21 protein-coding genes are annotated in these 17,668 nt (G+C 38.0%); 16 read left to right on the top strand and 5 right to left on the bottom strand.

What is annotated here, in order from left to right; translation table 11 throughout:
• Nucleotides 1-8 precede the first annotated feature (8 nt).
• The 4 genes from MHI08_RS08945 (at nt 9) to MHI08_RS08930 (ending at nt 2,407) form a co-directional block, all read left to right on the top strand.
• Entirely contained in the window at nt 9-401 is a 393-nt protein-coding gene (locus MHI08_RS08945) for a MerR family transcriptional regulator (protein ID WP_034622079.1), read from the top strand.
• A gap of 29 nt (nt 402-430) precedes the next feature.
• A complete protein-coding gene (locus tag MHI08_RS08940) occupies nt 431-1,351 on the top strand; it encodes an alpha/beta hydrolase (RefSeq protein WP_034622030.1) in 921 nt (306 codons plus the stop codon).
• A gap of 229 nt (nt 1,352-1,580) precedes the next feature.
• A complete protein-coding gene (locus tag MHI08_RS08935; protein ID WP_073205795.1) occupies nt 1,581-1,853 on the top strand; it encodes a DUF2651 family protein in 273 nt (90 codons plus the stop codon).
• A 131-nt stretch (nt 1,854-1,984) separates the two neighbouring features.
• On the top strand, nt 1,985-2,407 hold the full coding sequence (locus MHI08_RS08930; protein ID WP_044334523.1) for a cytidine deaminase: 423 nt from the start codon (nt 1,985-1,987) through the stop codon (nt 2,405-2,407).
• A 34-nt stretch (nt 2,408-2,441) separates the two neighbouring features.
• On the opposite strand, the gene MHI08_RS08925 is transcribed toward MHI08_RS08930, so the two are convergent.
• Together MHI08_RS08925 and MHI08_RS08920 are read right to left on the bottom strand one after the other, a co-directional pair.
• Entirely contained in the window at nt 2,442-2,981 is a 540-nt protein-coding gene (locus MHI08_RS08925) for a pentapeptide repeat-containing protein (RefSeq protein WP_342500167.1), read from the bottom strand.
• Between the two features lie 579 nt (nt 2,982-3,560).
• Complete coding sequence (locus tag MHI08_RS08920; RefSeq protein WP_208945764.1) at nt 3,561-4,451, bottom strand: LysR family transcriptional regulator; 891 nt, start codon at nt 4,449-4,451, stop codon at nt 3,561-3,563.
• Between the two features lie 100 nt (nt 4,452-4,551).
• Here MHI08_RS08920 and MHI08_RS08915 point away from each other — a divergent pair, with 100 nt between their 5' ends.
• On the top strand, nt 4,552-5,499 hold the full coding sequence (locus MHI08_RS08915) for a carbon-nitrogen hydrolase family protein (protein ID WP_339241505.1): 948 nt from the start codon (nt 4,552-4,554) through the stop codon (nt 5,497-5,499).
• A gap of 47 nt (nt 5,500-5,546) precedes the next feature.
• On the opposite strand, the gene MHI08_RS08910 is transcribed toward MHI08_RS08915, so the two are convergent.
• A complete protein-coding gene (locus tag MHI08_RS08910) occupies nt 5,547-5,864 on the bottom strand; it encodes a monooxygenase (RefSeq protein WP_149126606.1) in 318 nt (105 codons plus the stop codon).
• Between the two features lie 11 nt (nt 5,865-5,875).
• Nucleotides 5,876-6,802, bottom strand: a complete 927-nt coding sequence (locus MHI08_RS08905) for a DsbA family protein (RefSeq protein WP_149126607.1) — start codon at nt 6,800-6,802, stop codon at nt 5,876-5,878.
• A gap of 177 nt (nt 6,803-6,979) precedes the next feature.
• On the opposite strand from MHI08_RS08905, the gene MHI08_RS08900 reads away from it, so the two are divergent.
• The 3 genes from MHI08_RS08900 (at nt 6,980) to MHI08_RS08890 (ending at nt 8,511) form a co-directional block, all read left to right on the top strand.
• Nucleotides 6,980-7,552: a TetR/AcrR family transcriptional regulator gene (locus MHI08_RS08900; protein ID WP_339241502.1), complete on the top strand. Its 573-nt coding sequence runs from the start codon at nt 6,980-6,982 to the stop codon at nt 7,550-7,552.
• 69 nt (nt 7,553-7,621) lie between these two features.
• A complete protein-coding gene (locus tag MHI08_RS08895) occupies nt 7,622-8,047 on the top strand; it encodes a MarR family transcriptional regulator (protein WP_339241498.1) in 426 nt (141 codons plus the stop codon).
• Nucleotides 8,048-8,163: 116 nt separating this feature from the next.
• Complete coding sequence (locus tag MHI08_RS08890) at nt 8,164-8,511, top strand: DoxX family protein (protein ID WP_268750500.1); 348 nt, start codon at nt 8,164-8,166, stop codon at nt 8,509-8,511.
• 63 nt (nt 8,512-8,574) lie between these two features.
• Here MHI08_RS08890 and MHI08_RS08885 read toward each other — a convergent pair whose 3' ends face one another.
• The gene (locus MHI08_RS08885; RefSeq protein WP_056766646.1) at nt 8,575-8,772 is read right to left on the bottom strand and encodes a hypothetical protein; all 198 of its coding nucleotides are present in this window, start codon (nt 8,770-8,772) and stop codon (nt 8,575-8,577) included.
• Between the two features lie 242 nt (nt 8,773-9,014).
• Here MHI08_RS08885 and MHI08_RS08880 point away from each other — a divergent pair, with 242 nt between their 5' ends.
• From MHI08_RS08880 to MHI08_RS08845, 8 genes are all read left to right on the top strand, one after another.
• On the top strand, nt 9,015-10,184 hold the full coding sequence (locus MHI08_RS08880; protein WP_056766643.1) for an NAD(P)/FAD-dependent oxidoreductase: 1,170 nt from the start codon (nt 9,015-9,017) through the stop codon (nt 10,182-10,184).
• 42 nt (nt 10,185-10,226) lie between these two features.
• Nucleotides 10,227-10,907, top strand: a complete 681-nt coding sequence (locus MHI08_RS08875) for a TetR/AcrR family transcriptional regulator (protein ID WP_056766641.1) — start codon at nt 10,227-10,229, stop codon at nt 10,905-10,907.
• A 144-nt stretch (nt 10,908-11,051) separates the two neighbouring features.
• Nucleotides 11,052-11,717: a helix-turn-helix transcriptional regulator gene (locus MHI08_RS08870; RefSeq protein WP_056766639.1), complete on the top strand. Its 666-nt coding sequence runs from the start codon at nt 11,052-11,054 to the stop codon at nt 11,715-11,717.
• Nucleotides 11,714-12,088, top strand: a complete 375-nt coding sequence (locus tag MHI08_RS08865; protein WP_024427108.1) for a RidA family protein — start codon at nt 11,714-11,716, stop codon at nt 12,086-12,088. Before MHI08_RS08870 ends, MHI08_RS08865 begins: the two co-directional genes overlap by 4 nt.
• A gap of 72 nt (nt 12,089-12,160) precedes the next feature.
• Entirely contained in the window at nt 12,161-13,264 is a 1,104-nt protein-coding gene (locus MHI08_RS08860) for a threonine synthase (RefSeq protein WP_056766636.1), read from the top strand.
• Between the two features lie 216 nt (nt 13,265-13,480).
• Complete coding sequence (locus tag MHI08_RS08855) at nt 13,481-15,643, top strand: MMPL family transporter (RefSeq protein ID WP_056766634.1); 2,163 nt, start codon at nt 13,481-13,483, stop codon at nt 15,641-15,643.
• Nucleotides 15,644-15,744: 101 nt separating this feature from the next.
• On the top strand, nt 15,745-16,929 hold the full coding sequence (locus tag MHI08_RS08850) for a sensor histidine kinase (protein WP_056766631.1): 1,185 nt from the start codon (nt 15,745-15,747) through the stop codon (nt 16,927-16,929).
• Nucleotides 16,930-16,934: 5 nt separating this feature from the next.
• Nucleotides 16,935-17,585, top strand: a complete 651-nt coding sequence (locus MHI08_RS08845; RefSeq protein ID WP_056766629.1) for a response regulator transcription factor — start codon at nt 16,935-16,937, stop codon at nt 17,583-17,585.
• The last annotated feature ends 83 nt before the right edge of the window (nt 17,586-17,668 follow it).

Genomic DNA, 17,668 nt, shown 5'->3' with positions numbered 1-17,668 from the left:
CGGAGTTGATGACTAGAGGAGAACTTGCCAAACAAACAGGAATAAGCCCTGCCGCAATTCGTTACTATGAAGAACACAACATTTTACCTGTCCCGAGACGCCGTTCGAACGGTTATAGACGATACACAGAAGATTATATTGTGAAAATTCAATTGATCAAAGATGCCAAATCATTGGGTTATTCACTAAAGGAAATAAAAGAAATATTGGAAATGCTGAGTCAAGACATAGAACTTGATACTTTAAAAAGAATTGTACATCAAAAACATGAAGAAATTGAAAAGAAAATTAACAGTCTCCGTCTCATACAAGACCTTTTATCTAACTTATTAAAGACTCCTGAGAAAGAAGTACAAGTGTATCTCAAATCATTTCGTGTGATGAATGAGGATGACGAATAAACATATCTACTTAAAGGAGAGAAAACAAAATGAGTATCGACATTTTTAATGGAGAACGTTCTGAAGAAAGTATTCAATTTGAAACATTATTCACGTCCCAAAGTAATAAAGAGAGTTTTGCTAGTGTCGAAAAAACCAAAAATCTTCTGTCTCAAATAGAAAATATAAAGCCTTATGCAATCGGAGACGATGTGAAATTAAAGAGTGAGATAAAGGAGCAGACTTTCGAAGGAATGCAGGTTTTCACATTGAATGACCAAATGTCGCAAAAACAAAAGGTGATTTTATATATACATGGTGGTGCCTGGGTAAACCAGCCTCTCGATTTCCATTGGTGGTACATGGATAAAATGGCTAGGTCCCTTAACGCCAAAGTCATCGCTCCTATTTACCCTAAATTACCTCATTACAGCTACCAAGATACCTATCCAAAAATTCTAAATCTATATAAAGAAATACTAAAAACGGTTGAGAGTACCGATCAATTAACGATCATGGGTGATTCAGCGGGCGGAAATATCTCTCTTGGCCTTGCGCACCTCTTAAAGATGGAAGGTCTGCCGCAGCCGAAGGATATCATTTTATTATCTGCATGTGTTGATATGAGTTTAAGCAATCCTCTTATATTTGAATATGCCGATAAAGATCCCATTCTAGCGCCAGAAGGAATAGATGTCATTACAAAAATGTGGGCAGCAGATAAAAAGGTAACTGACCCATTAATCAGTCCGATTCACGGTGACTTTAACGGTCTTGCGAAGATCACTCATTTTATTGGAACACATGATATTTTATATCCAGATGCACTAAAACTTGATGAAAAGCTAGCAGAACAAGGAATTGACATGAAAACCTTTGTTTATCCAGAAATGCTGCATGTATTTGTCGTCATGCCAATCCCTGAGGCACAAGACGCTCAGGAAAAAATCATTCAGGTGATAAATAGTTAGATTCTCTTTTCACATATCAAAATGCTCCGGCTTGAATATTTGAAAGCTTAGCGAAATGGGCTGCTTACTGAAAGCAGTCTTTTTCCATTCAACATGACATACATTTAGAATGTCAATCCGCCTCAGATTAAACATTCCTTAAATTCCAATTTTTGTTTACAACGTGCGGATTTCCTATTAATATGATACATATTCGGTTCTTCATCGGTTCATAAAGGAGAGTGACATGATGAGTGTTTTCTTTCTTCATCCCATGGCGCTGATCTTATTTACATTGCCTTTGTTATCTTTGATATGGGGGATTGTTGGCTACTGCATCTTTAAACGAGTTTACATCGTTCTTATTATCACATTTGCAGTCTCCACTATTTTCATATTTGCCTATACTGGGTTTGACATGTCAAATATGTATTGGGTCGTGGTCATGACCTTTTTATGCATGTGTACCTCTGTCATCACAAAAATCATTCATTATATGTATGCCCGCTATAAAAGAGCATAACGAAAAAGCTGATGGTCACAAAAATCAGCTTTTTGTATCCATTCTTCATCTTGCGGAACCGCCCATTTTCTAAAGTTTGGTATAATAGATCAGTATATTCAAAACAAGCATAGAAGGGCGAAGGGAACACAATGCACACATTTGATCTTACTCCAAAAGATGTAGAGTTAATAGACGAAGCAAAAAAGAAGATTACGAGCCTTTATGAAGAGGATAAACACCATGTAGGAGCCGCTATCCGCATGAAAACAGGAGAAATGATCTCGGCTGTCCATATAGAAGCGTATATCGGACGGGTAACGGTTTGTGCAGAAGCCATTGCAATTGGCAGTGCTTTATCGAATGGATATAAAGATTTTGATACAATTGTTGCCGTTCGACATCCATATTCAGATGAAGAGGATAGAAGATTGAGGGTCGTAAGCCCTTGCGGCATCTGCAGAGAGCTCATTTCAGATTTCGGACCAGAATGTTTTGTCATCATAGAAATAGATGGCGAACTAGTCAAAGTGAAAATCGGGGAACTGATTCCACTCAAATATACTAGAAGTTGATGTACGACCTAGACTTAGCAGGAAGAGGGACGCATCAAGCGTTCTCTTTGTTACATTCCAGATAACTGAAAAATCGCTCCACAAAATCAGCCCCATGTATGTTCTCCATATGCGCCGTATTAAAAATATATTGTTCCATATGCTCAAGCTTGCGCAGGCTGCGTACCAGTACTTTGCGATCCTCTTCAAAAAGATGAGGGTCATGATTTATCTTCAGCAATGCCTGTTTGACACGCGCGGAGACCTTTTCAACATATAGATGGTTTTTGGAAGCTGGCGGAATACATTGCGACAGGTCACAGCCTGTAAAGCGAACACCGTCAAGAATGCAGTTTTCAAAATTGGCAATCAGCTTTTGTTTACCATTTCCCTCAAACGTTATATCCACCAGCTTACCGGTAAAGGTACAATTTACGATATTCGCTGCTTGTAAAACGCGATCATTAAACCTGCATTGATAAAATGTACAGTTGATAAACGCAGCATTTTCCAATGTCATTCCTCTCATATCACAGGAGGAAAATTCGCAATTCGTAAAAACAGCCTCGTCTCTAGCAATTCCAACAGAACGCAAATCGGAACGAATAAACGTACAATGATCAATCGTACTATCTGCAAAGAATCTCGCATTCGTCAGATCACACGTATTAAATACAAGATGACGCAGGTAACAGCTCCAAAATATAGGTGAATGAACATTCGAGTTGTTGATCGTCGTTCCGCTTATCGTTTCATGTTCATACCTGACAATATCAGAAAATATTTCGTTGTCTACTACATTCCAGACTCAAGCCTTCTCATTGTGATCACCTATCATTTCTTCAGAATCTTTTCCAATGATGAATACCTTCCAGCAAGTTCATTTCGGTTTCACTAAGCGGTTGGCACTGACAAGTTATTATATCATAAAGCTAGAAACATAAAGAGAGCGGTCATCGTTTTGAAAAGCGCTTATATCAAAATGTGTATTTCACATTCATTTTTTGATCATTACATTCTGCAAAAGCCTGTACATGTGGAAAGTCTGTCATACGATGGCGTGGACTTGATTAAGAAAACGAGTAGAAAGTGATGACCTGATGGTCTTATGTCTATTGCATGGCTGAACGGTGCTATCATGGAGAAACTAAGAAGGATGATTTTTTATTTGTTTCTATTTCTGTTCCCCAGAATAGATATCCGCAACGATTTTTAAAAAAGCCTTCAAAGCACGTGTTTTATATCGATCTTTCTTCACAACAATGCCAATTTTCCAAGGAATATATTGACTGCTAATTGGTTTTACACAAATGTCCTCTCTGTACATATCCGTTAAAGGACTTGGAAGGATCGCCACTCCAAGTTCATCACGAACTAATGTCAAAAGCAAATCCCATTGTGTTGTGCTGTAAGCGATGTTGGGAACAAAATGTTCCTTACGGCAGCTTTCTAAAATCACTTGACTCAACGCAAATGAAGAATCAAACAATATCCAGTTATCCTCTTTAAGCTGTTCGAGTGAGAGCTGTTGTTCATCTTTTAAAGCGTGATTTTTTGGTACACAAGCTACAAATGGCGCTTCAAATATGAGTTGTTCTTCTAATTCATGACTTTGCGCAGGTATGACAACAAAGGCCGCATCTACTTCGCCTTTCTCAACGAGTTTTTCTACATGTAAGCCGCCCTCTTCAATTATTTCGAGCGTCACATCTGGATGCTTTTTAGTAAAAGCCTTTGCCACTTTGGAAAAGAAAAAGGTTCCAATTATTTGTGGCAGACCGATCTTTAAATGGCCGCGAATATGCGTGTCGGTATCACCCAGCTCCATTTGCAGCTCATTCATTTGCTGCAGCACCGCAATCGCTTTTTCATATACAAGCTCTCCTTCATCCGTTAACCTAAAAATTCGATTTGATCGATCAAAAAGGATGACTCCCAGTTTTTTCTCTAATTTTTGAATGGTTTTAGAGAGGGAAGGCTGGGCGATAAAAAGCTTTTCACTTGCTCTTGAAAAACTTCCACAATCCGCAATTGTTTTAAAAATTTCAAAGTCCCGTATGTTCATTTTATCCTCCCATTATTCCAATAAGGCATACTCATTATGATGATGATATATTGTACATGATAAACGTTTATTTTTACACTGAGAATAAGGAGGGGGTAAGATGTCAACATGTAGAGTTGCTGTTGTGCAAGCTGCTTCTGTCATTATGGATAGAGAAGCATGTACTGAAAAAGCCATATCGTTAACACTTGAGGCTGGAGAAAAAGGAGCCAATATTGTTGTATTTCCTGAAGCTTTTATACCTGCTTATCCAAGAGGACTAGCATTTGGCGCCACTGTAGGAAGCCGTTCTCCAGAAGGAAGAAAGGACTGGCTTCGTTACTTAGAAAATTCAGTTCCAGTTCCTAGTCAAACGACAGACAGATTGGGAGAAGCAGCAAGTAAGGCTGGTGTCTATCTCGTCATTGGTGTCATTGAAAGAGATGATGAATCAAGCCGCGGGACTTTATATTGTTCCGTATTGTTTTTCGGACCAGATGGAACCTTACTTGGAAAGCACCGTAAACTAAAGCCGACTGGTTCTGAACGACTCATATGGGGAGAAGGGGATGGCAGCACACTGCCGGTTTTCGATACACCGTATGGTAAAATAGGCGCTTTAATTTGCTGGGAAAACTATATGCCATTAGCTAGAGCAGCGATGTATGCAAAAGGCGTCCAAATCTATATAGCCCCTACGGCAGATTCCAGGGAGCTATGGCAATCAACGATTCGCCATATTGCCGCAGAAGGCCGGTGCTTCGTTCTATCTTGTAATCAATATGTGAATAAAGAGATGTATCCTAAAGATTTAGCCTGCTATGATGAATTAGCATCTTCTCCTGATGAGATGTGCCGAGGGGGGAGTGCAATCGTCGGTCCTTTAGGCGAATATATAAAAGAACCTGTCTATGGTCAGGAAGAGATACTGCTGGCAGATCTTGATTTGCGTGATATTTCTTCTAGTCAATTTGACTTCGATGTCGTAGGACATTATTCAAGACCTGATGTCTTCCAGCTCGTTGTCAATGAAGAGAAAAAAGAAAATGTAAAGTGGATAAATCGATGAAATCACACGAAAAAAAGAGCAGCCATCAGCCGCTCTTTTTTCGTGTATCAACCTTGAAGAGTTTTTAATGGACCTTTTGTGATATGAGTAAGAGGAGCATTTATGTTAAAGATTTTAGCGTTGATGTCTGTTATTCCAAAGCTAGTGATTCTTTTAGAATGCATCTCAAGATAGTTTTCAGCTGCTTCTTTTGTTTCGAATAAGTAGATTCCGCCAGCCTCATTCTTCTCGGGATTCTCCGTCCATATTTTCCATATGAATCCGTCTTCCTCATTTATACTTTTCGCTAAATCAGAAAACTCTTTTGCCATTTCATCACCGAAAGGGCCCTTCATCTTAAAATCCATCTGTAATAAATGTGCCATCGTCATTCTCCTTATGTCGAAGTTGTAAAATACAGTTCTCCCAGCACTTCTTTCATTTGATACTGCTGCTGCGGAAGTTCTTTCTTCATAAAAGACCGTACATCTGATTGGTCAACATCGTACATTACTTCAATTTCTTTAGAAAATAGAAGTTTTTCTTTTTCGAGCAGGATAGAAACAGCTGGGCGCTTTTTCGGTTCAAGTTCTTCAGTGTTTAAAGCTTGCTTTAATCCTTCAACATAGACTTCAAATGAGCGGCCACCCGTGATTTTGACTCCTTTATCTTCTTCGTTGACGAAGATAATCGTTGGGAAACCTCTAGCACCAAGGTCTCGAACAAGAGTAAAATCTTGATCTAATAATTCCTGGCCGCTAGGCAGCCCCGCTTCATGGACAATCACATCTCCGTTAAGTCCAAGGTCGTTGACGATATCAATTAACACCGTGATATCCGATATATTTTGATTGAAGGCAAATAGCGCTTCTCTTGCACGGCGTAAAAAAGTATAGGCTAGTGCATCATCATGATGTTTTTGAATCACTTTGAACACGCGAGAGGGCGGGTAGGAGGATTGAACAGGATTGTCAATCATTAAGGAACCATCAATTGGCATGCGAGAATATTCTCCAACCTCTCTCCAGTGACCAGCAACATCAGCAGGCTTATAAATTCCATTTGCAGGATCAATTGGACCACCATGCCATTTCTCTAACAGTCCACCCAACACAGTCTGGAAATGAAAATAATGTCCAAATTGCTCTTTAAATCGACGCAGGACAGGTTCAATTGCCCAGCAATGCGAACAAATTGGGTCTGTTACATAATAGAGCGTAATAGATTTTTTAGATTGTTGAAAATCAATCACCTGGATATCCTCTTCTTCACCTACACCACATACACCTGTTTCTATATCACAAAACATCTCATTGTTTTTCAATTTCATTTACCTCCTCAAATTTTGCAGGAAACGCTATTCCCTATATTTGTTTGAATCAATCATTTGCATTACAATTAGATCTTAAGACACAATGAGTGAGACCAACACCAATAATTTCTTCAATTTGTTGTTTATCCAACAGATTGATAGATGTGTTGAAAAAGGAGGAGGGATAAGATGACGCAGCCAAAGACAGACCCTCGGGTTTTAAGAACGCGTAAGTTAATCATGGAGTCTTTTATTAAACTTTCATCGAAAAAGGAATTTAAGGATATTACGATCAAAGATGTCACGGTAGAAGCTATGATCAACCGAGCGACGTTTTATTATCATTTTGAGGATAAATATGATTTGCTGGATAAGACGCTGTCAGAAGTATTATCGATTAATTTAGAAAGTATTCATTTCAATCATCGTAAACTAGATGAAGATACGATCATCAATATTTTTAAAGCATTAACGAATTTTCAACAATCTCTGCATAACCGCTGCCAAGTAGAATATGAAACTGAACTTGCTCCTATTGTGAGGGAACAGCTTGAAATTATTTTTTATCAATTGTTAATCAATCAATATACAAATGTCGAAAAGCAAATTCTGAAGGTCACAGCTGTTTTTTTAAGCTGGGGAATTCACGGAGCTTCTGTTGAGTGGAGAAAAAATAGTTCGCACATATCATCAGAGAAGTTTATCAAATCAGCAGTTCCATATATTTTGTCAGGGATTGATTTTAAACAAGCAGATAGTTGATTTGACAATTTTTAAAGGCTTCACTAATATAAATGCTATAGCATATAAATTTCATAGAGGGTGTTTTACATGGAGTTACAAGATTTAATAGGCTATCTCGTTCATCGTACCGATCTCAAAATGACAAATTATTTTACGAACAGGTTAAAGCCTTACGGGGTCACTCCTGAACAATGGAGTATTATCAGTATTCTGAGCAGTGAAAAGGGGACTACTCAAAAAGAATTGGCAGAAGGAATTGATAAAAATCAAACGACTGTCGTCAGAATGATCCAGTCAATGGAACGAAAAGGGCTTGTCAAAAAAATCTATAATGAACAAGACCGGCGCTCACATCACCTGCTTTTAACAGAAAAAGGGGACGAGGTCAAAAAGGCCATTCTTCCTGTTGTCATGGATGCACATCAAACGGTAACAAAGCAATTAAGCGATGAAGAGATTCAACAATTAAAATTACTTTTGAACAAATTATTTCATTCACACTATGAATCTTGAAATGTCTAATCTGTAACAAACGATTTATATCTGATATATGCTATGACATATAATTTTCACCAGCTGAAAATTTGTCCATTTGGACTGAGTGTTTCAGTCAAATAACTTAGAAAGATGTGATCACGATTTTCATACTTATTCTGCAAATGATATTGGCCGCTTTCTTTTTTGTAACAGGATCGAAAATTATATCAGGGAAAATGTCAGAAGAGTTCAAACGATTTGGTTTACCTGCTTTTTTTAATGTTTTAACCGGAGCCTTTGAGCTCATAGGCGCTGCTGGAATGCTGATCGGCATATGGATGCCAACAATAGCAATATTATCAGGCTTACTGTTAGGAGGCACGATGCTTGCAGCTGCCTTTACTCTGATCGTATTAGCCAAAGATCCCTTTAAAAAAGCACTCCCTGCACTTGTGTTATTCGCTCTCAGTATCGGGGTCAGCTTGTACCACATTCTTTAAGTTCATATCAAGGTAAGTCACAAAACCTAAACAAATCTCCATTGTTCTAATGGCGGATTGTGTTTAGGTTTTTTTGCGATTGAATTGTTTTCGAAGAACTAGGCATGAGACAGCGAATACTGCGAAAGCGCCCGCTGATCCAGCAGCAAACACTAGCTCAAATTGTTCTGGTTTGGACTTGAATAACAAAGGGACAGAAAGAATGAGAGCCGCACCACTAAAACTCAATCCTAATATCAACATTGCCAATAATTTATTCATAGGAACACCTCTTACACTCAGAATTAGAACAATGGAAACGACTGATTCAAGAATCATTGTGATGATTCGACATCCTTTCACATTCCTAGTTGGAGTGTATCATATGGTGGCGGGCGATTGTAAAACACACAATTGTGAAATAAATTTTTTAAACGAACACTGTTCTTTACGAACGGTGTTCGTTATAATATAAATGTGATGTGGCTTTAAACGATTTCCATAAAGAAGAGGAGATGCATAAGATGACGGCATTATCTAAGAAACAAAAGCAGATCGCTATTATTGGAGGAGGGCCTGGGGGGCTAACACTCGCCTTAATACTGCAAAATTACGGTATACAAACAACCATCTATGAACGAGAGATGCATGACAAGAGTCTTGAAAGAGGGGGCTCACTGGATATTCATGAAGAAACAGGTCAAAAAGCTTTAAAAGAAGCAGGGGTTTATGAGGAATTTCAAAGGAACGCCCGCTATGAAGGAGAAGATTTCCGCTTACTTGATAAATCAGGAAGAATTTATTTAGATGAAGAAACGGAATCAGATCAAAAAGGCACCCGCCCAGAAATTGATCGTGGTGTTTTGTGTGAACTGCTGTTAGATCAAATGAATGTTGAAAACATCAAATATGGATATAAACTAGAAAATTGCGTTTCATTAGAAAACGGCATGACGGAGCTTCATTTTGAAAACGGAGTTGTTGAGACAGTTGATCTTTTAATTGGGGCAGATGGTGCTTTTTCTCGTGTGCGTCCTCTGTTAACAGATATTGATATTGAATACGCCGGACTCACGATGCTGGAATTGAATATCCTCAACGTAGAGGTGAACCACCCTGATTTAGCTGCATTTAATAAACGCGGGAAGATGTTTGCTTTAGCAGACCACAAAGGACTGATTGGTCAGTTAAACGGGGATGGACGAATCAAAGTGTATGCAAGCCTTATGGCAGAACGTAACTGGATTGAGACTTGTGGTATTCCGTTCCATCAAGCGAAAGAAGCAAAAGAACAATTATTACAGTTATTTAGTGATTGGGACGATCAGCTGAAAAATTATATTCGTTATGCAGAAGATGCCATCATTCCAAGACGGATTTATACGCTTCCTGTCGGTTTTAAATGGAACCGCCATAAAGGAGTAACTCTTATCGGTGATGCCGCTCATGTCATGTCACCATTTGCAGGGGAGGGTGTAAACATGGCGATGTTTGATGCAATGGAGCTTGCACTTGCGATTGTCCGAAATCCTCATCATATTGAACAGGCTATTGAAGAATACGAAGATATGATGTACGAATATTCATCGGAGAAAGCTCATGAATCAGAAAAAAGTTTAAAACTGTGTTTTTCAAAAGATGCTGCAGTCAAGCTTGCTGAAATGATGAATTCTTTTCAAGAAAACGTTGATTGATGCTCAATTTACTATTTGACTTTGACATGTTATAAAGAGATTATGAACAATTCAAATCGTCGTATTATCAGTCGTCGGTCTCGGCCGGCAAAAGAGCCCTTAAGCCGTGAACTCATTGTGAAAACCGCCTATGAGCTTCTAAAGGAGCAAGGGTTAGAGGGCATGAGTATGCGTAAAGTGGCTAAAGCACTCGATACGGGACCTGCATCCTTGTATGTTTACGTGAACAATTTTCAAGAACTCAGTGCTTACGTATTAGATTATGGTCTCGGCCAAATGGTTTATCCAGATTCAGTGAATGGCACATGGAAAGAACAGTTATCTGACATATTGCATACTTATTTCCTGCTGCTATACGAAAAGCCTGGTCTTGCTGAAATTTCTCTTTCCACCATCCCGCAAGGAACGAACTTTTTACAGTTGACCGAACATCTTCTCGCTGCACTGCATAAAGGCGGAATCAAATCTACATCCGCTGCATGGGGAGTAGACTTGTTACTGTTATACGTATCTTCCGTAGCATACGAAAAGGTCTCTTGGAAGAAACACGGCTCTTCGCAGATTTCAGATACAAAAAAAACATTTCATGATGCAGACAAAACGCGGTTTCCTTTCATCCATAGCCTAAAAGAAGAAATGTTTGCAGGTGATACCGTATCAATGGAACGGTTCAGGTGGGGAATTGAAGTCATTTTGTATGGAATCCAGCAAGAAATCAATTAGAAAGGAGCACAAGCAAAAAGCAGTCAATGGCTGCTTTTTTTATATTTTCTTAACTTTTTCAACATATATAAAAAAATCTATATATTGTTTTTGTATATAAAAAATTATATAATCTAGTGGAATAAACAAATGAGGTGCTTAGGCATGGAAAATATAAAGAATTTATTAGAGAGCTATATTCCTTTAGCAAAATCTACGGCAAAAATGTTTGGACCAAATTGTGAAGTCGTTATTCATGATTTAACGAACCCACAAACATCTGTCATGTTTACAGTCAATCATCATGTGACGGGAAGAAAAATCGGTCAATCATTTGATCATTTGGTAAAGACTGTTTTACAATCAGAAGATTTTAAAGAAGATTATCTTGCTGGGTATACATTTAAAACAGAAGACAACCGTACCATTCGTTCTTCGACTTCATTAATTCGTGATTCGAAGAAAAAGGTGATCGGGGCATTCTGTATCAATTTTGATGTTGAAGCATTGAATCAAATGCAGCAATTTATGGATACTTTTCTTTCTACAAAAGTTGAAGTTCAAGAGAATGAAACAACATCAAATGATGATCTTGAAAATGTGGAAGGAATCGTAGATCAATTGATTCAACAGATCATTCAAAACAGTGTCCACCCAGTTATGAAACGTCATGAAAAAATTGAATTAATAAGGTTCATGGATGAAAAGGGAATCTTTTTAATGAAAGGTTCAGTTGAGAAAGTCGCATCTATGTTAGGTATTTCTAAAGTCACCGTCTATAGCTATTTGGATGAAATCAAACATAAATCGAATGAAGGGGAAACGAAATGAAAAGCATCCTTGAGGTAGGAAATCTAAAATCCAACGGACACTATGCATTTGCAACCATTCATCAAAACACGGTCTATGTTTCAGGACAATTTGCCATCAATCCCGAAACGAGAGAAAAAGAATTCGGCCCCATTGAAGAAGAGACATTACAAGCACTTAAGAATGTGGAGATGATTGTAGAAGCAGCCGGAAGTAAAAAAGAAAAGATTTTGCGTATGACTTTATACATTTCTGATATTGAACTATGGGACAAAGTAGATGCGGTTTACACTGAATTTTTCGGTGAACATCAACCAGCACGTACTGTTGTACCAACGAATGAATTACATTTTGGTTTCAAAATTGAAATTGATGCTATTTCTTATATTTAGAATATTTTTTTGCCCACGATATATAAAAAAGTATATTTTATATAAAAAATTATCTGAAGGGGCTGATGATTGATGAATCAATTGATTTGTAACCATTGCGGTAAAAAGTATGAGATGACACCAACTTTATGGAAATGTGATTGTAACGGCGTATTAAACCTGGTGAAAGATACCCCTCAAATAGATATTGCGGCTTGGAATCACTACCCAAACTCATTATGGCGTTATGTTGAAACCATGCCATTTTCAAAAGGGTCAAAGACTTGGGAATCTGTGACAATGGGTGAAGGTCAAACTCCGTTAATCGTTTTAGATCCTCATGAGCCAAACACTTATGTAAAAGTTGATTATATGATGCCTACACTATCCTTTAAAGATCGAGGAGCTGCTGTTTTAATGACAAAGGCAAAGGAATTAGGGGTATCAAAAGTCATTGCGGATAGCAGCGGGAATGCAGGAACGGCGATTGCCGCTTATGCAGCTCGTTGCGAGATTGCATGTGACATCTATCTAAGCGATGAAACTTCACCTAAAAAGATCGCTCAAATAAAAGCCCATGGAGCAACGGTTAAAGAAATTCACGGTACACGAGAGGATATTGCAGCCGCGGCGCAAAAAGCAGTAGACGCCGAAAACGTTTTTTATGCAAGCCATGTGTATAATCCTTATTTTTTTGAAGGAACAAAAACATACGCCTATGAAATATATGAACAAGTAAACGGAGCACCTGATGCTTTAATCATTCCGGTTGGAAATGGTACTCTCCTCCTAGGTGCGTATTACGGTTTTAAAGAGTTATTTGAAAATGGTTTAATTCATAAAATACCGAAAATCATTGCCATCCAAGCGAAAAACTGTGCTCCTCTCGTGAAAGCTTATCAAAATGCGAAAGATTCAGCATCGCCTGTTACGAATACAGGAACTTTGGCAGAAGGGATAGCCATTGCTGCCCCGGCGCGCTCCAAACAAATTCTAGAAGCTGTACAAGATACCAATGGTACATTTATAGATATTGAAGAGGATGAGATATTGAATGCTCGCTCTAAACTAAGTGAGAAAGGATTTTATGTGGAAGTGACATCTGCAGTCAATTTTGCTGGCTACATGAAATATAAAAAGGAAGCAAAAGAAACCATCGTCATACCTCTTTGCGGTGCAGGAATTAAATCAAAATAACCAGATATGACTAATACAACTGATCCGGAATTGGCCAGATGATGATATAGATAATATGAACGCTCTCTATAAATAGAAGGGTATCTCAAAAGAGATGCTCTTTTTCATGCCTAAATGTACAATCCCTTTTGCCCAAAAGTACAATTTCAATCAACTATTTCATTACGTAGAATAAAGAGGTGAATATCATGAATTCGATGAAAAAGGAGTAAGTGAATGGCTAAATTTTTATATAACTTAGGAAACTTTGCTTTTACTAAGCCTAAACGAATGTTAATCGGTTGGTTACTTATCTTAGTAGCTGTAGTTGGAGCAACAATAGGGACAGGCGTTTCATTTAATGGAGATATGTCGATTCCAGGAACAAAATCTGAAAAAGCGATGGATCTCTTGGAAAAGAAGTTCCCAGCAGGTGATGATGGGGGAACGATTCGTCTAATATTTAAAGCACCTAAAGATAAAACTTTAGAAGCAAAGAAAGTGAAACATAAAATTAATGAAACGATAAAAGAAATTAAAAAGGATAAAGCAGTTAAGCAGGTGACCGATTTATATCAGACCTTTACGATAAGTAAAAATAAGAAAATAGGATATGCGGATATTACGTATCGAATGAAAGCGGATAAGGTAAAGGAATCCTCAAAAGAGAAAGTATTAAATAGCATAAAGATTTCAAAAGATGCGGGCATCCAAACGGAATTAAGCGGCTCCGTGACATTCTCTGAAATTGAAGTAGGTGGGATTTCTGAAATCATAGGGATTATCTTCGCCTTCTTGATTTTAGCCTTTACATTTGCTTCACTTTTGGTCGCAGGATTACCAATATTGACGGCTGTGATTGGGTTAGTAATAGGTGTGATGGTCATTTTAATCACCTCAAACTTTGTTGAAATGTCTGCATTTAGTCTCACATTAGCGGTGATGATTGGTCTTGCAGTAGGAATTGATTATGCACTGTTTATCATTTCAAGATATCGACAGCTGTTAGCAGAGGGCTACAATTTAAATGAGGCTGCTGCTAGAGCTGTGGGTACCGCAGGAAGTGCTGTATTATTTGCGGGCGTCACTGTTATTGTTGCATTATGTGGACTTGTATTAGTTGACATACCGTTTCTAGGTATCATGGGTCTTGTGGGAGCCTTTATGGTACTATCTGTTATGCTTGTTTCTCTCACGATTGTTCCAGCTATACTAGGGCTTCTTGGAGATAAGGTGAGTCCTTCCAGGCAAAATAAGTTATTTTCTAAATTACAGCCAAAAAAAGAGAAAAAAACAATGGGCTGGGCAAGATTTATTCAAAAGCATCCGGGTAAAATAATGATAGGTGTCATTTTATTGACAGGATTGGTAAGCTGGCCAGCACTTCATATGGAGCTTGGTCTTCCGGATAACGGTATGAAAGGCAAAGAAACAACTGAACGTAAAGGGTACGATCTTTTAGCAGAAGGATTTGGCAAGGGGTTTAATGGACCACTTGCCATCATCATAGATGCCTCTCAAGCAGATAAAACGATGAAGTCCAAGTCCATCGAGGAATCATCAAAATTGTTAGAAAAAATGGATGGTATCAAACAAATCACGCCGGCGATCCCTGATCCATCGGGTGAGTACGCAATGTTAACAATCTTACCTAGAAGTGGTCCGGAGGATAAAGAAACGAAGCAATTAGTGAAAGACATTCGAAATGAATCGAGTGTGACTGACACAAAGTTTCTTGTGACTGGTTCTACTGCCGTGAATATAGATATTTCAGATAGACTCAGTGAAGCATTGCCAAAATTTGCAGGAGTCATTATTGGATTTGCTTTTGTGTTAATGATTCTTGTATTTAGATCATTCCTTGTTCCATTAAAGGCTGTACTAGGGTTTTTAATGACATTAACTGCTACATTAGGTTTTGCTGTCTTTGTTTTACAGGATGGACACCTTGCCCCATTGTTTGGAATACCTGCAGCAGGACCGTTGTTAAACTTTATGCCTGTACTAGTGACAGGAATATTATTTGGTCTTGCAATGGATTATGAAGTATTTTTAGTTAGTAGAATGAGGGAAGAATTTCTTCTATCTCAGGATGCAAAGAAATCTGTTATTTCTGGATTACAGCATAGTGGCAGGGTTGTAACTGCAGCAGGCTTAATTATGATTTTCGTTTTCGCAAGCTTTATTTTTGCTCAAGACTTGATTATTAAAACAATGGGATTAACATTGGCATTTGGGGTTTTATTCGATGCATTTGTCATTAGAATGACCTTTATCCCTGCTTGTATGATGCTATTAGGGCGGGCAAATTGGTACTTACCAAAATGGCTGGCACGATTGCTTCCGGTTATTGATATTGAAGGAGAGTCAATTGCCCAAAAAGAAAAGAAGATTATATAATGTTTTCTTTTTAAAATGTTAAAATCCTAATACCGCCATTGCCTCTTTAAAAGGCGGGCGGTATTTTTCGTGTTATGATGGGGTTTGGAAGGTGAGAGTTTATGCTTAAGAAACGGATAGACCCATTTAATGAAATGATCTATTCCCGAATTCCCACGTTATTATGGGGCGTTCTTGTGTATGTTGCAGCGATGATTTTTCAGTTTTTAACAGCATCTTTATCGCTTTCAAGTTTGTTTTTTTCTGGCCTTATCGCGATCCATCTCATTTTGCACTGGTGGTCATTTTATTGGTTCAAGAAGAAGCCTTGGATTTATTTCTTCATACAAGGAATCGTTATTCTACTTTGTGTTTTAGCTATGCAAGCTGCCTCTCCTGTTATTTTAATTGGTCTTTTACCGTTATTAATTGCTCAAAGCATCGGTGTATACTATCATACATTAAAGATTATTTTGACAGGACTTTGTTTTTATGTGCTTTTTTTTCTAGCTCTTATTTTGGTTAATGATACAGATGATCTGACTGTCTACATTCCGATTTTATTTCTTATCCTTATTGTGGTCGTTGCATACTCTATCTTATTTTTTAGACAAGTAAAGGCTAGAATTCGAACTCAAACGTTTCTAAAGGAACTCGAACTCGCACATCAGCAGGTGGAGGAGTTAACCCTTGCTAATGAACGTCAAAGAATGGCGAGAGATTTACATGATACCCTTGCACAAGGGCTTGCAGGCATTATTATGCAATTGGAAGCTGTTCAAGCACATTTAGAGAATCAAAATACCGAGCGTGCTCAAAGCATTATCAAGGGCTCAATGAGCCAAGCGCGAAAAACATTAGGTGAGGCACGAATGGTGATTGATGATCTTCGGAAGGATCGTCATGATCAATACGATTTAACTGAAACAGTGAAAAATGAAGTAAATCGATTTACGACAGCAACGAATATCCCAATTCGTACAAAGATATCTGTACCTCAGAATATGTCACCTTTTTTTATTGAACATACTGTTTACATGATAAAAGAATGCTTAACGAATGTTTCAAAACATGCCAAAGCAAGCCATGTCGAGTTAGTGATGGTACAACAAGGTGATCACATCCATTTGAAAATAGCAGACAATGGAGTGGGATTTGATGAGAAAAAACGAGAATCCACTTTTGGACATTACGGCATCATTGGTATGTCAGAACGTGTTCGGCTGCTTGGTGGAGAGATCCATTTGAAAAGTAAAAAAAATGAAGGTACACAAGTAATAGTGAACATACCTTTGAAAAAGGAGTAAATACAGTGTCTTATCGAATTGTGATTGTTGATGATCATTATGTTGTGAGAGAAGGATTAAAATTAATTCTTGAAACAGACGAAAGATTTGAAGTTGTTGGAGAAGCAGAAGATGGAGGAAAGGGGATAGATGTCATAAAAGAAAAATCCCCAGACCTTGTATTACTTGACCTCAACATGCCAATGATGAGCGGGCTTGATATGCTTAGAGAAATGCAGACTCTTCAAATAAAAGTTCCCGTACTCATTTTGACTACTTATAATGAAGAAAAATTAATGATCCAAGGGTTACAGCTTGGTGCAAAAGGCTACCTCTTAAAGGATGCCAGCAGAGAAAACTTATTTAATACAATTGAAGCGGCCATCAGAGGAGACATTTTACTTCAATCAAATGTGGCCTCAAAGGTATTTGAATCAACCGTACACAAAGAACCTCAAGAAAAATGGAAAACAGACAACCACTTGCTTACCGAAAAAGAAATGCTCGTTTTGCAAGCAGTAGCTAGAGGGTTTCGGAGTAAGGAAATTGCATTTGATATGGGAATTTCCGAGAGAACTGTAAAAGCACATTTAACAAACATTTATCAAAAACTAAATGTGACATCAAGAGCTGAAGCCATTAAAACATCAATAGAATTAGGAATTATTCATTTTTAGATAATTGAACAAACAGGAGTGAAAGCCATTCTTGCAGAAAGCACTTTTGTACAAACCTATGAGCTTGGGAAATAATAAAGAGA

Origin of the sequence: Bacillus sp. FSL M7-0791, from assembly GCF_038627085.1 — a bacterium.
In the GTDB taxonomy this organism is placed as follows: Bacteria; Bacillota; Bacilli; order Bacillales; family Bacillaceae; genus Bacillus; species Bacillus safensis.
Note: the sequence above shows the minus strand (reverse complement) of the source record. Positions and strands in the feature narration are given on the sequence as shown.

Excerpts from the sequence above, each read along its gene's own strand:
- MHI08_RS08895 (WP_339241498.1), top strand. The coding sequence starts at position 7,622 with ATGGAGTTACAAGATTTAATAGGCTATCTCGTTCATCGTACCGATCTC.
- MHI08_RS08855 (WP_056766634.1), top strand. The coding sequence starts at position 13,481 with ATGGCTAAATTTTTATATAACTTAGGAAACTTTGCTTTTACTAAGCCT.
- MHI08_RS08945 (WP_034622079.1), top strand. The coding sequence starts at position 9 with ATGACTAGAGGAGAACTTGCCAAACAAACAGGAATAAGCCCTGCCGCA.
- MHI08_RS08875 (WP_056766641.1), top strand. The coding sequence starts at position 10,227 with ATGAACAATTCAAATCGTCGTATTATCAGTCGTCGGTCTCGGCCGGCA.
- MHI08_RS08920 (WP_208945764.1), bottom strand. The coding sequence starts at position 4,451 with ATGAACATACGGGACTTTGAAATTTTTAAAACAATTGCGGATTGTGGA.
- MHI08_RS08930 (WP_044334523.1), top strand. The coding sequence starts at position 1,985 with ATGCACACATTTGATCTTACTCCAAAAGATGTAGAGTTAATAGACGAA.
- MHI08_RS08870 (WP_056766639.1), top strand. The coding sequence starts at position 11,052 with ATGGAAAATATAAAGAATTTATTAGAGAGCTATATTCCTTTAGCAAAA.
- MHI08_RS08900 (WP_339241502.1), top strand. The coding sequence starts at position 6,980 with ATGACGCAGCCAAAGACAGACCCTCGGGTTTTAAGAACGCGTAAGTTA.
- MHI08_RS08940 (WP_034622030.1), top strand. The coding sequence starts at position 431 with ATGAGTATCGACATTTTTAATGGAGAACGTTCTGAAGAAAGTATTCAA.
- MHI08_RS08860 (WP_056766636.1), top strand. The coding sequence starts at position 12,161 with ATGAATCAATTGATTTGTAACCATTGCGGTAAAAAGTATGAGATGACA.
- MHI08_RS08935 (WP_073205795.1), top strand. The coding sequence starts at position 1,581 with ATGAGTGTTTTCTTTCTTCATCCCATGGCGCTGATCTTATTTACATTG.
- MHI08_RS08880 (WP_056766643.1), top strand. The coding sequence starts at position 9,015 with ATGACGGCATTATCTAAGAAACAAAAGCAGATCGCTATTATTGGAGGA.
- MHI08_RS08850 (WP_056766631.1), top strand. The coding sequence starts at position 15,745 with ATGCTTAAGAAACGGATAGACCCATTTAATGAAATGATCTATTCCCGA.
- MHI08_RS08915 (WP_339241505.1), top strand. The coding sequence starts at position 4,552 with ATGTCAACATGTAGAGTTGCTGTTGTGCAAGCTGCTTCTGTCATTATG.
- MHI08_RS08885 (WP_056766646.1), bottom strand. The coding sequence starts at position 8,772 with ATGAATAAATTATTGGCAATGTTGATATTAGGATTGAGTTTTAGTGGT.
- MHI08_RS08865 (WP_024427108.1), top strand. The coding sequence starts at position 11,714 with ATGAAAAGCATCCTTGAGGTAGGAAATCTAAAATCCAACGGACACTAT.
- MHI08_RS08910 (WP_149126606.1), bottom strand. The coding sequence starts at position 5,864 with ATGGCACATTTATTACAGATGGATTTTAAGATGAAGGGCCCTTTCGGT.